Source organism: Streptomyces sp. DSM 118878 (assembly GCF_052936595.1).
This window is the reverse complement of sequence record NZ_CP193622.1, coordinates 4,791,553-4,805,359: the sequence shown is the minus strand read 5'-3', so window position 1 is coordinate 4,805,359 and position 13,807 is coordinate 4,791,553. Positions and strand designations below refer to the sequence as shown.

17 protein-coding genes are annotated in these 13,807 nt (G+C 71.5%); 7 read left to right on the top strand and 10 right to left on the bottom strand.

Going from position 1 to position 13,807, the window contains the following annotated elements; genetic code table 11:
- Nucleotides 1–7: 7 nt before the first annotated feature.
- The 3 genes from ygfZ to ACRAKF_RS21375 are packed head-to-tail and all read right to left on the bottom strand — an operon-like array spanning nt 8 to nt 2,083.
- Nucleotides 8–973, bottom strand: a complete 966-nt coding sequence (ygfZ, locus tag ACRAKF_RS21385; protein WP_447038841.1) for a CAF17-like 4Fe-4S cluster assembly/insertion protein YgfZ — start codon at nt 971–973, stop codon at nt 8–10.
- A gap of 34 nt (nt 974–1,007) precedes the next feature.
- On the bottom strand, nt 1,008–1,478 hold the full coding sequence (locus ACRAKF_RS21380) for a Fur family transcriptional regulator (protein WP_447038840.1): 471 nt from the start codon (nt 1,476–1,478) through the stop codon (nt 1,008–1,010).
- A gap of 32 nt (nt 1,479–1,510) precedes the next feature.
- The gene (locus tag ACRAKF_RS21375; RefSeq protein WP_447038838.1) at nt 1,511–2,083 is read right to left on the bottom strand and encodes an FABP family protein; all 573 of its coding nucleotides are present in this window, start codon (nt 2,081–2,083) and stop codon (nt 1,511–1,513) included.
- 251 nt (nt 2,084–2,334) lie between these two features.
- Between ACRAKF_RS21375 and ACRAKF_RS21370 the strand changes: the two genes are divergently transcribed.
- The gene (locus ACRAKF_RS21370; RefSeq protein ID WP_447038837.1) at nt 2,335–2,697 is read left to right on the top strand and encodes a DsrE family protein; all 363 of its coding nucleotides are present in this window, start codon (nt 2,335–2,337) and stop codon (nt 2,695–2,697) included.
- A 49-nt stretch (nt 2,698–2,746) separates the two neighbouring features.
- Nucleotides 2,747–3,004 (top strand): DUF3099 domain-containing protein, encoded by a 258-nt coding sequence (locus ACRAKF_RS21365; protein WP_447038835.1) that lies wholly within the window; start codon nt 2,747–2,749, stop codon nt 3,002–3,004.
- 102 nt (nt 3,005–3,106) lie between these two features.
- On the opposite strand, the gene ACRAKF_RS21360 is transcribed toward ACRAKF_RS21365, so the two are convergent.
- The 7 genes from ACRAKF_RS21360 to ACRAKF_RS21330 all read right to left on the bottom strand — a co-directional run bounded on the left by ACRAKF_RS21360 (nt 3,107) and on the right by ACRAKF_RS21330 (nt 8,198).
- The gene (locus ACRAKF_RS21360) at nt 3,107–3,394 is read right to left on the bottom strand and encodes a DUF1416 domain-containing protein (protein WP_355819315.1); all 288 of its coding nucleotides are present in this window, start codon (nt 3,392–3,394) and stop codon (nt 3,107–3,109) included.
- A gap of 45 nt (nt 3,395–3,439) precedes the next feature.
- Entirely contained in the window at nt 3,440–4,285 is an 846-nt protein-coding gene (locus ACRAKF_RS21355; RefSeq protein WP_447038834.1) for a sulfurtransferase, read from the bottom strand.
- A gap of 156 nt (nt 4,286–4,441) precedes the next feature.
- On the bottom strand, nt 4,442–4,522 hold the full coding sequence (locus ACRAKF_RS21350) for a putative leader peptide (protein WP_350310325.1): 81 nt from the start codon (nt 4,520–4,522) through the stop codon (nt 4,442–4,444).
- Between the two features lie 208 nt (nt 4,523–4,730).
- A complete protein-coding gene (locus ACRAKF_RS21345; RefSeq protein WP_447038833.1) occupies nt 4,731–5,483 on the bottom strand; it encodes an LmeA family phospholipid-binding protein in 753 nt (250 codons plus the stop codon).
- A 307-nt stretch (nt 5,484–5,790) separates the two neighbouring features.
- A complete protein-coding gene (locus ACRAKF_RS21340) occupies nt 5,791–7,080 on the bottom strand; it encodes a hypothetical protein (RefSeq protein WP_447038832.1) in 1,290 nt (429 codons plus the stop codon).
- 5 nt (nt 7,081–7,085) lie between these two features.
- A complete protein-coding gene (locus tag ACRAKF_RS21335; protein ID WP_447038831.1) occupies nt 7,086–7,340 on the bottom strand; it encodes a MoaD/ThiS family protein in 255 nt (84 codons plus the stop codon).
- 12 nt (nt 7,341–7,352) lie between these two features.
- A complete protein-coding gene (locus tag ACRAKF_RS21330) occupies nt 7,353–8,198 on the bottom strand; it encodes an alpha/beta hydrolase (protein ID WP_447038830.1) in 846 nt (281 codons plus the stop codon).
- Between the two features lie 321 nt (nt 8,199–8,519).
- On the opposite strand from ACRAKF_RS21330, the gene ACRAKF_RS21325 reads away from it, so the two are divergent.
- From ACRAKF_RS21325 to ACRAKF_RS21305, 5 genes are all read left to right on the top strand, one after another.
- Nucleotides 8,520–9,323, top strand: coding sequence for a response regulator transcription factor (locus ACRAKF_RS21325; RefSeq protein WP_447038829.1), 804 nt, complete (start codon nt 8,520–8,522; stop codon nt 9,321–9,323).
- A gap of 32 nt (nt 9,324–9,355) precedes the next feature.
- A complete protein-coding gene (locus ACRAKF_RS21320) occupies nt 9,356–10,378 on the top strand; it encodes a LacI family DNA-binding transcriptional regulator (protein ID WP_447038828.1) in 1,023 nt (340 codons plus the stop codon).
- 125 nt (nt 10,379–10,503) lie between these two features.
- A complete protein-coding gene (locus tag ACRAKF_RS21315) occupies nt 10,504–11,538 on the top strand; it encodes a S1C family serine protease (protein ID WP_447038827.1) in 1,035 nt (344 codons plus the stop codon).
- A 114-nt stretch (nt 11,539–11,652) separates the two neighbouring features.
- Nucleotides 11,653–12,378 carry a response regulator transcription factor gene (locus ACRAKF_RS21310; RefSeq protein ID WP_447038825.1) on the top strand — a complete coding sequence of 242 codons (726 nt, stop codon included), beginning with the start codon at nt 11,653–11,655 and terminating at the stop codon, nt 12,376–12,378.
- Nucleotides 12,375–13,805 (top strand): sensor histidine kinase, encoded by a 1,431-nt coding sequence (locus ACRAKF_RS21305; protein ID WP_447038824.1) that lies wholly within the window; start codon nt 12,375–12,377, stop codon nt 13,803–13,805. The genes ACRAKF_RS21310 and ACRAKF_RS21305 overlap by 4 nt, the downstream gene beginning before the upstream one ends.
- Nucleotides 13,806–13,807 lie beyond the last annotated feature (2 nt).

Below are 13,807 nucleotides of genomic sequence, written 5' to 3'. Positions count from 1 at the left end.
GGCAGGCTCAGGGCTCGACCACGACCTCCTGCGCGGCGGCCGTGCCCCCCGCGAGCAGCTCGGCGTCCACCGGCACATTGCGCTTGACCAGCGCGAGCGCGATCGGCCCCAGCTCATGGTGGCGTACGGACGTCGTCACGAAGCCCAGCTTGCGGCCCTCGGCGCCCTCGCTCGCGAGGTGGAGCGGCGTCCCGGCCGGCGGCAGGAGGACCTCACTGCCGTCCAGGTGCAGGAAGACCAGGCGGCGCGGCGGCTTCCCCAGGTTGTGGACGCGGGCGACGGTCTCCTGCCCGCGGTAGCAGCCCTTCTCCAGGTGCACCGCGGTGCCGATCCAGCCGAGCTCGTGCGGGATGGTGCGGTGGTCGGTCTCGAAGCCGAGGCGCGGCCTGTGGGCCTCCACGCGCAGCGCCTCGTAGGCGAGGAGACCGGCCGCGGGGCCGTTGCCCGCGGCGTACGCCTCCAGGTCCGCGCGCGGCAGGAACAGGTCGCGTCCATGCGGCGTCTCGCGTACGACGACGCCCTCCGGGACGGCGGCGATCGAGCCCGCGGGCAGGTGGACGACCGCGAAGTCGTCCGTTCTGTCGGCCGCTTCCACGCGGTAGAAGAACTTCATGCTCTCCAGGTAGGCGAGGAGGGCGTCCTGCGTGCCGGGCTCGACGTGCGCCCAGATGGTCTCGCCGTCGTCGACGAGGTACAGGGCGTGCTCGATGTGTCCGTGGGCGGAGAGGATCAGCGCTTCGGTGGCCCGGTGCGGCGGGAGCTCGCTGACGTGCTGGGTGAGCAGCAGGTGCAGCCAGCTCAGCCGGTCGGAGCCGGTGACGGTGATCACACCGCGGTGCGAGAGGTCGACGAAACCGGTGCCGTCGGCGAGGGCGCGCTGCTCGCGGAACAGTTCGCCGTAGTGGGCGGCGACGCCTTCGTCCACGCCCTCGGCGGGGACGGCGCCGGGCAGGGACAACAGGGGGCTCTTCATGTTCACCCACACTACGACCTGGGCGCGGCCCCGCTTATTCCCCGTCCGCGCGCTCCGCTGCCCGGGGCTCGCGTTCCCGGGCCTTCGCCCCGCACTTCTCGCATTGCCCGAAGATCGCGAAGTGCTTCAGGTCGGTGTCGAAGCCGAAGGTCTCGCGCAGCTTGGCGGTGAACTCCGCGGCGATCGCGGTGTCCGCCTCGATGACGTCCGTGCAGTCCCGGCACACCAGGTGGATGTGGTGGTGGCGGTCCGCGAGGTGGTACGTCGGGGCGCCGTGCCCGAGGTGGGCGTGCGAGACGAGCTTGAGCTCCTCCAGGAGTTCGAGCGTGCGGTAGACCGTGGAGATGTTGATCCCCGACGCCGTCTTGCGCACTTCGCAGAGGATGTCGTCGGGGGTCGCGTGCTCAAGGGCGTCGACGGCTTCCAGGACAAGCTGGCGCTGCGGCGTCAGCCGGTAGCCGCGCTGCCGCAGGTCGCTCTTCCAGTCCGCATCGGTGCTCGCCACACCTGGGATTCTAGGCCCTGTCGTCCGGCGGTCTACTTGAAGAAAGCGATGCCGTCGTCCGGCAGGTCACCGAGGTTGCGCGCCATGGCGGCGACGTCCTCGGGCGTCACGACCTTCTTGAGCTGGGCCGACATGTACGGCCGCAGCGGCACCTCGGGGGTCTGCTTCTCGCCGACCCACATGAGGTCGCCCTTCACGTAGCCGTAGAGCCGCTTGCCGCCGGTGTAGGGGCCGGAGGCGGCGGTGCGCGCGACGGCGTCCGTGGCCAGGTCGATCTGCGGCTTCTTGTCGGCCAGCTCGCCGTACCAGACCTCGACGACGCCGTCGTCGCGGACCATCACGACCTCGACCTTGCGGTCCTTGTCGATCCGCCAGAAGCCGGACTCGGACTCCAGCGGCTTGACCTTGTTGCCCTCGGAGTCGAGCACCCAGGTGTACGAGCGGTACTCGATGAAGTCCCGCCCGTCGTGCGTGAAGGAGACCTCCTGGCCGAAGTTCGCCTTCTCGGCGCCGGGGAAGTCGGTGACGCCCGCGCCCGCCCAGTTGCCGAGGAGGAAGGCGAGGGGGACGAGGTCGGGGTTCAGGTCGGACGGAATCTCGATCATGGGATGCTCAGGCGATCTGTGGTGGCGGGATCTGTGGGGTCGGGAGACGTCAGCGCTGGCCCTGGTACAGCTTCTTCACGGTGAGCCCGGCGAAGGCGAGAACGCCGACGCAGACAAGAACCAGCAGGGCGGAGAAGAAGGCCTCAAGCACGGGGTGCTCCTCGGTGAGCGGTCGGGGCAGGTATCAGAGCCGGTCCCACTGTAGTCGGGCGGCGCCCGTACCTCTTGGTGAGGGGCCTTACGATGCGGCCATGGCGAAGAAGCTCGTGATCAAGGTGACCGCCGGGGCCGACGCCCCCGAGCGCTGCTCGCAGGCCTTCACGGTGGCGGCCGTGGCCGTGGCCAGCGGGGTGGAGGTCTCGCTCTGGCTGACCGGCGAGTCGTCGTGGTTCGCGCTGCCGGGCCGCGCCGCGGAATTCGAACTTCCGCAGGCCGCGCCGCTGCCGGATCTCATCGACTCCATCATCGCCGCGGGCCGCATCACGCTCTGCACGCAGTGCGCCGCCCGGCGCGACATCACGGAGAAGGACGTCATCGCGGGCGTGCGGATCGCGGGGGCGCAGGTGTTCGTCCAGGAGGCGATGACGGACGGCGTCCAGGCGCTCGTGTACTGAGCCGCCGCTGAGCCGCACCACTGAGCCGCACCGGCCGTACGCTGGACGTATGTACGCGCGCAGGCGCCATGTGTACTTCGCCATGATGGGGACGTGCGTCACCCTGTTCGTCCTGGCGTGGGGTGTGGTGCGGCTGTGGTCGATGCCCGTCGCCGTCGGGATGTGCGTCGTGGCGATGGTGATCCCGCCGGTGGCCGCGATGGTGGCGAACCGCCGCGGCCCCGAAGACCGCTGGTGGGACGACTGCTCGGGTGACCCGAAGTCCGACGAGTGGTGGGACGAGCTGGACGGCAGGCACCGGCCGTAGCCGAAGGGCCGCCCACCGCCGTAGCCGAAGGGCCGCACCCCGTTCCAGTGGCGTCCAACCCCCTGGGGTGCGGCCCTTCGGCCGATCACGGCGCGGCGCGGATCAGACCGCGATCGCCACCTCCGCGAGGCCGCCCGTCCGGGCGACGACCGTGCGGTCCGCCGTGCCGCCTGGGATCAGCGCCCGGAGGGTCCACGTGCCCTCGGCGGCGTAGAAGCGGAACTGTCCGGTGGCCGAGGTGGGCACCTCGGCGGTGAACTCGCCGGTCGAGTCGAGCAGGCGCACGTAACCGGTGACGGGCTCGCCGTCGCGGGTCACCTGGCCCTGGATCGTGGTCTCACCGGGCTTGATCGTCGAAGCGTCGGGGCCGCCGGCCTTTGCTCCACACATGCGTACTCCTGGGAAACTGGGGAGGGGAAGGAAGGTCGGGCGGGCTTACTTGTTGGCGCCGAGCTCGATCGGCACGCCGACGAGCGAGCCGTACTCGGTCCACGAGCCGTCGTAGTTCTTGACGTTGGTCTGGCCGAGCAGCTCGTGCAGGACGAACCAGGTCAGGGCCGAACGCTCACCGATCCGGCAGTACGCGATGGTGTCCTTGGAGAGGTCCACCTGCTCGTCCTCGTAGAGGGCCTTGAGCTCGTCGTCGGACTTGAAGGTGCCGTCGTCGTTGGCGTTCTTCGACCACGGGATGTTGCGGGCGCTCGGCACGTGGCCGGGGCGCTGCGACTGCTCCTGCGGGAGGTGCGCCGGGGCGAGCAGCTTGCCGCTGAACTCGTCGGGCGAGCGAACGTCGACCAGGTTCTGCGCGCCGATGGCCGCCACGACGTCGTCGCGGTAGGCGCGGATCGAGGTGTCCTGGGGCTTGGCCTTGTACTGGGTGGCGGGGCGGCTGGGCACCTCGGCGCCGTCGACCAGGTCGCGGGAGTCGAGCTCCCACTTCTTGCGGCCGCCGTCGAGGAGCTTCACGTCCTGGTGGCCGTAGAGCTTGAAGTACCAGAAGGCGTACGACGCGAACCAGTTGTTGTTGCCGCCGTAGAGGACGACGGTGGAGTCGTTGGCGATGCCCTTCGCCGAGAGGAGCTTCTCGAAGCCCTCCTGGTCGACGAAGTCACGGCGGACCGGGTCCTGGAGGTCCGTGGTCCAGTCGATGCGGATCGCGTTCTTGATGTGGTTCTTGTCGTACGCGGAGGTGTCCTCGTCGACCTCGACGATGACGACCTTCGGGTCCTCGATGTGGGCCTCGACCCAGTCGGCGTCTACCAGGACGTCGCTGCGGCTCATGCTTTTCTCCTCCGGGGCAGTTACGGCGGTGCGGCGTTACGAGGGGGCGTGCGGGTACGGCTCTGACGCGCGGGGAGGCGCGGCGTACGTGGCACGGGGCGGCCCGGCCGAAGTCGTCGTCGACGGGCCTGGGGCGAACGGGGGTCTGAGCTCCCGTCAGAAGGTGCGACAGAGCATGGCGGCGACGCGGCACAGGTCTACTGCCCGCCGCTTCGTGAGGTCCGCCTGTCGCTTCATGGTGACGATCGTAGGGACGCGGAGGGCGGTGTGTCACCGGTGCTCCGCATGCTGAGACGCGATCGTCCACGATATGAGAATGGTTGAACCCGGCAAGCGCCCCGGCGGCGCCCCGGGCCGGTGTCCGCCCCGTCACATCCGCCCGCCGGACGCGTCCGTCTCGCACTGCGGACGGACGCGCCCGGCCCGCCCCCTCGGAGGCGGTGGTTCAGCCCGTCAGGCTGACGTTCTCGCCCGTCACCGACATGTCCACGCCGTTGGGCGCCACGTCGACCTTCTCCAGCTTGATGCCGGCCGGCAGGTCGTCGATCTTCTGCTCGAAGTCGGTGACGTCGCGGGCCATGTCCTCGGGGAGCGGGATGGAGATGCCGAGGACATCGATCTTCTTCGGGATCTCGTCCGCGTGGACCTTGATGCTGCCGCCCTCGACGCGGACCGTGCTCAGCACGTACACGGGCTTGGGCAGCTTCGTGGCGCCCTTGCTGACCTCGATCTCGACCTTGATCTTGCCGTTGCCGCCGTCGGAGAGGCCGACGACCTTGCCCGTGGCGCCGAGCGGCAGCCCGACGGGCTCGGACTTGCCGGCCTTCAGCAGCTCGTCGTACGTGACGTGGGCCGTGCCCGAGGCGGTCGCGGCGGTCGCGGAGCTGTAGTCGCCGGAGAACTTCACGCCCTTCATGTGGGCCGTCAGGTCGGCGATGCGGATCGAGTCGGATCCGGACCTGGCGTCGTAGTCACTGATGCCGACCTCGACGTCGTCGAGCTCGCCGCCCACGACCTGGGTCAGGAACGGGAAGCCCTTGATGGAGACGTCGGGTGTCTCGCTGAGCCCCTCGTTCGAGCGCAGCTTCTCGGCCGCCTCGCTCTCGGCGAAGTTCACGGCGAGCCGGTCGGCCGCGACGAAGAGGCCTCCCAGGACGACCACGACGATCAGGAGTATGCGTATCGCGCGCTTGCTCATGTCCGGAGTTCCCCCACGTTGTCCCCCACCTAGAGCCTGTGTCATAGCCCCGGCCGGGCGCGCGACGCCTGGCACGCACGCTCGCGGCGTTGCCGAAACGCCCACGTGGCTCCGCCACGAGGACGCTCCGGCGCCTTGCGATCGCACGCACCAGACGCCGCACGCTGATCCGACCGGGGCTATGACACAGGCTCTCACTATCGATGCCGCGAGCCTAAAGGACGGGTCACCGGCGGCCGGGTGCGGCCGGGGACCTGTCGATCAGCTGTGACGATCGCCTACGGGGTGCGAGCGCTCGCCCACGGGATCAGCCGAAGGCGCGGCCGAAGACGTACACCGCGGGGGCGGCCGCCGCGAGCGGCAGCGCGACGCCCGCCGTCATGTGCACGAACCTGGACGGGTAGTCGTAGCTCGCCACGCGGTGCCCGATCAGCGCGCAGACGCCCGCGCCGAGGGCGAGCAGCGCGCCCTCACCGCCGATGTCCGTCATGCCGCCGACGGCGATCCCGCTGCCGGTGGCCGCGAGCAGCGCGACGACGACGGAGGCGGGCGTGGGCAGCGGCAGCGCGCGGGCCATGACCGCCACGGCGACCGCGACGCCGCCGACGGTCACGGCGTCGGGGACGGCCGCGAGGTGCCCCGCGGCGATGATCGCGAGCGCCGCGGAGACGACGGTGGCCATGAGCCCGTACATCCGCTCGTCGGCACCGGCGTGGCTGCGCAACTGGAGCACCAGCACCAGCAGCACCCAGACGCCGAGGGTGCCGAGGATGGCCGCGGGCCCGTGCCCCTCGCCGACGGTGAGCAGCACGGCGTCGGCGACGAGACCGCCGAGGAAGGCGAGCGCGATGCCCTGCCGGGCGGGCCACATGCCGTTCAGCCGGAACCAGCCCGCGGCCGTCACCGCCTGGAGGATGACCAGCGGCACGAGCAGCGCGTACTGCCCCACGGCGGCGCCACCGGCGAGCAGCAGACCGAGCAGCGCGGTCAGCGCCGCGGGCTGCATGCCCGGCTCTATGACGGGCGAGCGCCCCTCGGCGCGGGCCCGCTGGGCGTCGGTGACGCGGGTGTTGCCGGTGGTGGTGGCGGGGCCGTAGGTGGGTTCAGCGCCGCCGGGTGCCGGGGCGGGAGCGACCACCGCGGGCTCGTGGGGCGCCTGGGGTTGCGTCTGGGGTGCCTGGAGTTGCGTCTGGGGTGCCTGGGGCTGGGGGGCCTGCGCGGGCATGTACGCGGTCTCCGTCACGTCCACCGCGGGGACGGGCGGCTGCACCTGCGTCTCCCAGGTCTGGCCCTCCCACTGCTGGGCGTACTGGTCCTGCTCGTAGGGCTGGGGGTACTGGGGCTGCTGGTACTGCGGCGGCTGCTGGTACTGCGGCTGGTACTGCTGCTGCTGGTTCGGGTACGGCTGGGCGTACTGCTGCTGCTCCGGGTACGGGTACGGCTGCTCCGGGTACGGATACGGCTGGCCCTGGGGGTACTGCTGGTCCGGGTACGGCTGCTGCCCCGGCTGCGGGGCGTACCCCTCGTACCCCTCGTACCCCTGACGAGGCTCATGGCCCTCGTAGCCCTCATAGCCCTCGTACGGCTGATTGGACATGGTGCTCATCCTCCTGCGAACGGCGGGAGCACCTCGACCGTGCCGCCCTCGGCCAGCCGTACGGTCTCATGCCCACGGGTGCCTACGGGGTCGCCGTCGACGAGGAAGGAGCATCGCCGCAGGACCCGGACGAGTTCCCCGGGGTGCCGCTCGCGGGCGGCGTCCAGCGCTTCGGCGAGCGTCGCCGCGGTGTAGGGCTCCTCGGCGACGCCCGCGGCCGCCTTGGCGGCGGCCCAGTAGCGAATGGTGCCGTTCACCATGCGACTCCCCTTTCAGTCGGCGGTTGCCGACGTCCATGATGCCGTGGCCCACGCGGCGATCCGTCCGGCCAGCTCGTCGGAGACCGCGTGCTCCGCGTGTCCCATGCCCTCCTCCAGCCACAGTTCGGCCCCCTCCCGCGCGGCGGCGGCCAGCATCCGGGGGTGGTCGACGGGGAAGTACGGGTCCCGCGTGCCGTGCACGACGAGCAGCGGCGCGGGCGCGATGAGGGGGACGGATTCGACCGGGGAGAGGGGCACGGGGTCCCACTCGTGCGGGTGGATTCTCGTACGCAGCCCGAAGCGGCCGACCACACGCCCCGCGGGCCTGGTCACGATCCAGTGCAGCCGCCGCATGGGGGCGGTGCCCCGGTAGAACCAGCGCGCAGGAGCGCTTACCGCGACCACCGCGTCCGCCCGCGCTTCCGTGCGCCCCCTGTGCGACGCACCGTGCCGGAGCACCACGGAACCGCCCATCGAGAACCCGACGGTCACCACGTGTGCGTGCCCCAGCGAACGCGCCCACTCCACCGCCGCCGCCAGGTCGAGCACCTCGCGGTCGCCCACCGTGGAGTGCCCGCCGGAGGCCCCGTGCCCCCGGAAGGAGAAGGTGATCACGGCCGCACGCTGGGCGAAGCCGGCGGCGATACGGCGTACGTGCGGCCGGTCCGCGGCCCCGCTGAAACCGTGCGCGACGACGATCGCCGCGCCCCCGCGCGGCCCCGGCCCCGGCTCGTACGCGGCCTCGATGGCGACCCCGTCCTGTGTACACAGCGTGACGCGCTGTCGAACGGGAGACTGCGCGTAAGTGAGCGGCTGCACAGAAGATCGCGCCGTTTGACCTGCCGGAACGGAACTCATGTGAGCTATTCTGCTGGGCAGAGGATCCGGGCAGCGAAGCCCCCGGGTCCTTTTGTGCTTTCAAACGCGCCATGCGTGACGGCGTGTGGGGCCCCGGGCGCGGGCCCCCGAAAACGCAGCAGCTGACGTACGAAGCAGTGCCGTAAACGCCCCCGAGCTCACCGGAGCGAGGGGGACCCCCCTCCGCAGGGACCGAGGAGGAACCGACGTTATGGGCGAGCGAAACGTGCACGATCACAGGACAGACCGAGGCCGGGGACCAGACCGAGGCCGCGCGGCCCCCCGGTGCGAGCGTGGCCGAGAATCCGGGGGCGCCACGCGATGAGCTCTCTGCTGCTCCTCACCAACGCCCTCCAGCCCTCGACGGAGGTGCTCCCCGCCCTCGGCCTGCTCCTGCACAACGTGCGCGTCGCCCCGGCGGAGGGCCCCGCCCTCGTCGACACCCCGGGCGCCGACGTCATCCTCGTCGACGGCCGCCGCGAACTGCCGCAGGTGCGCAGCCTCTGCCAGCTCCTGCGCTCCACCGGGCCCGGCTGCCCGCTGCTCCTCGTCGTGACGGAGGGCGGTCTCGCCGCCGTCACCGCCGAGTGGGGCGTGGACGACGTACTCCTGGACACGGCGGGCCCCGCCGAGGTCGAGGCGCGGCTCCGGCTCGCGATGGGCCGCAGCCAGATCACCGCCGACGAGCTCCCCACGGAGATCCGCAACGGCGACCTCTCCGTGGACGAGGCGACGTACAGCGCGAAGCTGAAGGGCCGGGTCCTCGACCTGACCTTCAAGGAGTTCGAGCTGATCAAGTACCTGGCGCAGCACCCGGGCCGCGTCTTCACGCGCGCGCAACTGCTCCAGGAGGTCTGGGGCTACGACTACTTCGGCGGCACGCGCACCGTCGATGTCCACGTGCGGCGGCTGCGCGCGAAGCTCGGCGTCGAGCACGAGTCGCTGATCGGCACGGTCCGCAATGTCGGATACCGCTTCGTGACACCGGAGAAGGTGGAGCGCGCGGCCGACGAGGAGAAGGCGAAGGCGGCGACCCCGCGGCCCGAGGGTGCCGGGGAGCCGTCGGCGTCCGCGGCGGAGCCGGCCGCGCGGACCGCGCCGAGGGCGCCCCAGAAACTCTCGTAGGGGCTCGGGGTCCATCCGCGTAGACTGCGCGCGTGGCCAAGGTGACGCGGGACGATGTGGCGCGACTGGCGGGTACTTCGACCGCTGTCGTCAGTTATGTCATCAATAACGGACCCCGGCCGGTCGCCCCGGCCACGCGCGAGCGTGTACTCGCCGCGATCAAGGAGCTGGGCTACCGTCCGGACCGGGTCGCGCAGGCCATGGCCTCCCGGCGTACGGACCTCATAGGCATGATCGTGCCGGACGCGCGTCAGCCCTTCTTCGCGGAGATGACGCACGCCGTCGAACAGGCGGCGTCCGAGCGCGGAAAGATGGTCCTCGTCGGGAACTCCGACTACGTGGAGGAGCGCGAGACCCACTACCTGCGCGCCTTCCTCGGCATGCGGGTCTCCGGCCTCATCCTCGTCAGCCACGGCCTGTCCGACCAGGCCGCCGCCGAGATCGACGTGTGGGACGCGCGCGTGGTGCTCCTGCACGAGCGGCCCGAGGCCATCGACGACGTCGCGGTCGTCACGGACGACGTCGGCGGCGCGCAGCTCGCCACCCGGCACCTGCTCGAACACGGCCACGCGTACGTCGCGTGTGTCGGCGGCACGCCCGACACCCCGACCGTCGGCGACCCGGTCTCCGACCACGTCGAGGGCTGGCGGCGCGCGATGCGGGAGGCCGGCCTGCCGGTGGAGGGGCGGCTCTTCGAGGCCCCGTTCAACCGCTACGACGCGTATCAGGTCGGCCTGAAGCTGCTCGCGCGGCCCGACCGGCCCACCGCCATCTTCTGCTCCACGGACGACCAGGCCATCGGCATCCTGCGGGCCGCCCGCGAGCTGCGCATCGACGTGCCGGGCGAGCTGGCCGTCGCCGGCTTCGACGACGTCAAGGAGGCGGGCCTCACGGACCCGCCCCTGACGACGGTCGCCTCCGACCGCCCGGCGATGGCCCGCGCGGCGGTGGACCTGGTCCTCGACGACGGGCTGCGGGTCGCGGGATCGCGGCGGGAACGGCTGAAGCTGTTCCCTTCGCGGCTGGTCGTACGGCAGTCCTGCGGCTGCGAGTAACACCCGGCCCCGGCCGGGCCTGAGAGCCAGGTCCTGAGCGCCTTTATAAGGGGCATACGCACTTCTGCCGGGCTTCTCAGGACGTACTCAGACAGCTCTCATGTACGGCGCCCAGTCTCGTAGACATGACCGAGACCTTCCGCCCGAGCGGCGAGTACCCCCAGCAGCAGCCGTCCGCGCCTGTTCACCCCGGCGGTACACAGGGCGACGCGTACCAGCAGAGCGCGTATCCGCCCCCGCCCGGCTTCGCGCCGGACGCGGTCCACCAGGGGCCCGGGCCGAAGCGCCGCCGCGCCAGGGGCCCCGCGGCCCTGCTGGCGGCCGTGGCCATCGCGGCCGCGGCGGTCGGCGGCGGCACGGCGTACGCGGTGCAGACGCTCACCCACCAGGGCGGCGGCTCCTCCTCGGCCACCAGCACGGACGTCGTGCCGACCAGCCAGAAGGGCACCGTCGCCGGTGTCGCGCAGGCGGTCAGCCCCAGCATCGTCGAGATCAGCGCCACCTCCGGTCAGGGCGAGTCGACCGGCTCCGGCGTCATCACCAAGAGCGACGGCGAGATCATCACCAACAACCACGTGATCTCGGGCGCCTCGTCGATCAAGGTGCGGACGAACGACGGCAAGACGTACGAGGCCGAGCTCGTCGGCACCGACAGCAAGAAGGACCTCGCGCTCATCCAGCTCAAGGACGCCTCGGGGCTGAAGCCCGCGACCCTCGGCGACTCCGACAACGTCAAGGTCGGCGACGAGGTCGTCGCCATCGGCTCCCCCGAGGGCCTGACCGGCACCGTCACCAGCGGCATCGTCTCCGCGCTCGACCGGGACGTCACCGTGTCGACGGGCGAGGGGCAGCAGCCCCAGCAGGAGCAGGGCGGCTGGCCGTTCGAGTTCGGCGGGCAGGAGTTCAACGGTGACACGGGGTCATCGAAGACCACGTACAAGGCGCTCCAGACGGACGCCTCGCTCAACCCCGGCAACTCCGGCGGCGCCCTCATCGACATGAACGGCAACATCGTCGGCATCAACTCCGCGATGTACTCGCCCGCTTCCTCGCAGGCGGGCTCCGGGACCGGCTCCGGCAGCGTCGGCCTCGGCTTCGCCATCCCGGTCAACACGGTCAAGGACGACCTCGGCAAGCTGCGGGCCGGGGAGCGGTCGTGACACCCCTCTCCGCCGCCCCGGACGCACGGCCCGCCGCGCGCCGCGCCTCCCGCGCCCGCATGCGAGGCTGATACCTGCCGCCCCCGCCCCGACCACTTCCGAGGACCTGTCACGATGAGCCCCGCCGATGGTGACCGCGAGCAGCAGCGCATCCTGATCGTGGACGACGAACCCGCCGTGCGGGAGGCGCTCCAGCGCAGCCTCGCCTTCGAGGGCTACGGCACCGAGGTCGCCGTGGACGGCGCCGACGCGCTCGACAAGGCCGCCGCGTACCGCCCCGACCTCGTGGTCCTCGACATCCAGATGCCGCGCATGGACGGCCTCACGGCCGCGCGCAGGCTCCGCGCCACCGGTGTGACCACGCCGATCCTCATGCTGACCGCGCGCGACACCGTCGGCGACCGCGTCACGGGACTCGACGCCGGAGCCGACGACTACCTGGTCAAGCCGTTCGAGCTGGACGAGCTCTTCGCCCGCATCAGGGCGCTCCTGCGCCGCAGTTCGTACGCGGCCGCCGCAGGCCAGGCCGAGGAGGGCGACGTCCTGGCCTTCGCCGACCTGCGGATGGACCTGGCGACGCGCGAGGTCACGCGGGGCGGACGCACCGTCGAGCTGACGCGTACGGAGTTCACCCTCCTGGAGATGTTTCTCGCCCACCCCCGGCAGGTCCTGACCCGCGAACAGATCCTCAAGGCCGTCTGGGGCTTCGACTTCGAGCCGTCCTCCAACTCCCTGGACGTGTACGTGATGTACCTGCGCCGCAAGACGGAGGCGGCCGGCGAACCGCGCCTCGTGCACACGGTGCGGGGCGTGGGGTACGTGCTGCGGGGCGGCGAATGACCGGGCCGGTACGGCGGTTCCGCTCCCTGCCGTTGCGCTCGCGGCTGGCGTTGCTGGTCTCCACGGCCGTGGCGGTCGCGGTGGCCCTGGCGGCGGCGGTGTGCTGGTTCGTGGTGCGGGACGCGCTGATCGATTCGCTGGACGACTCGCTGAACGAGAGGTCCGTCGGCGAGGACTGGGTGCGCAGCATGATCGACGACCGCGGTCAGTGCCGCCGCACGATCGTCAAGCAGAACGAGGGCGCGCCGAATCTGCTCAACCAGACGGTGCAGGTGGTCGACCAGAGCGGTGGCAGTTGCGTCGTCTTCGGCGAACAGAGCCTCGGGCTCGAACAGGTGGACACCGAGATCGCCCGCCGTGAATCGCCGGCGTCCTTCCACAACGCGACCGCCTCCGACGGCACCGAGTACCGCGTGCTGACCTACCCGCTGGACGGCACCGCGTACGCCGTCTCCACGGCCCGCCCCCTCAGCGAGGTCGACGACACCCTCGGCAACCTCACCCTGATCCTCACGCTCGTCGGCGGCATCGGCATCCTCGGCGCCGGCGCGGCCGGCCTCTGGGTGGCCCGCACCGGCCTGCGCCCGGTGGACCGGCTCACCGAGGCCGTGGAGCACGTCGCCCGCACGGAGGATCTCGACCTCCGTATCCCCGTGGACGGCGACGACGAGATCGCCCGCCTGTCCGCGTCGTTCAACTCCATGACCGCCTCGCTGGCCACCTCCCGCGACCTCCAGCAGCAGCTCATCGCCGACGCGGGCCACGAGCTGCGCACCCCGCTGACCTCCTTGCGCACGAACATCGAGCTGCTGGCCCGCAGCGAGGACACGGGCCGGGCCATCCCGCCCGACGACCGCAGGGCGCTGCTCGCCTCGGTCAAGGCGCAGATGACGGAGCTGGCCTCGCTCATCGGCGACCTCCAGGAGCTGTCCCGCCCCGACGCGGGCCACGCGAGCGGCAGGGTGCAGGTGATCGCCCTGCACGACATCGTCGACGCGGCGCTCGACCGGGCCCGGCTGCGCGGCCCCGAGCTGACGTTCTCGGCGGACGTCGACCCCTGGTTCGTCCGCGGGGAGCCCGCGGCCCTGGAGCGCGCGGTGGTCAACCTCTTCGACAACGCGGTGAAGTTCGGCCCGGCGGGTTCCGTCATCGAGGTCGCCCTGAAGAACGGCGAGCTGACGGTACGCGACCACGGCCCCGGCATCCCCGCCGAGGATCTCCCCCACGTCTTCGACCGCTTCTGGCGCTCACCGTCGGCCCGGAGCCTGCCGGGTTCAGGCCTCGGCCTGTCCATCGTGGCCCGCACGGTGCGGCAGTCCGGCGGCGAGGTGACGCTCGGCCCGGCCGACGGCGGCGGCACGGTGGCGGCGGTACGGCTGCCGGGCGCGGCGACCCCACCGCCGAGCGAACTGCCTGACGTGCCCTGACG